The sequence below is a fragment of the Bradyrhizobium sp. NBAIM08 genome (assembly GCF_020193935.1).
GTDB lineage: Bacteria > Pseudomonadota > Alphaproteobacteria > Rhizobiales > Xanthobacteraceae > Bradyrhizobium > Bradyrhizobium yuanmingense.
In genome coordinates this window covers 1-398 of record NZ_JADYVR010001057.1, presented here as the reverse complement: position 1 = coordinate 398, position 398 = coordinate 1, and the positions used below count along the sequence as shown (strand labels likewise).

1 protein-coding gene is annotated in these 398 nt (G+C 73.6%); it reads left to right on the top strand.

Annotated features, from left to right (window positions below; genetic code table 11):
* Nucleotides 1–15: 15 nt before the first annotated feature.
* Nucleotides 16–398, top strand: a 383-nt coding sequence (locus I6F37_RS45735) for an ATP-binding protein (RefSeq protein WP_368736837.1), incomplete at its 3' end; no start/stop codon positions are given.

The window sequence follows — 398 nt, the reverse complement described above, 5'->3', positions numbered from 1 at the left end:
CAAGAAGGCGACGGGGTGACGCTCACCATCCGGGACTCCGGCCTCGGCATGTCCTCCGAGGTGAGGAAGCACCTGTTCGAGCCCTTCTTCACGACGAAGCCGCCCGGCAAGGGGACCGGCCTCGGCCTCGCCACCGTCTACGGGATCCTCGAGCAGCTCGGCGGCCGCATCGACGTCCAGAGCGAGCCGGGTCTCGGCACCACCTTCCTCCTCTGGTTCCCGAGGACGCACGACGAGGCGCGGCGCGAGGCTCCACAGGCGGCGCCCACCGCGCGAGGCGGCACCGAGACGGTCCTCGTCGTCGAGGACGACGCCAGCGTGCGCGAGGTCGCCGCGCGCGTCCTGCGCGGCGCGGGGTACCGCGTGCTGGTGGCCTCGGGCGCCGCCGAGGCCACCAG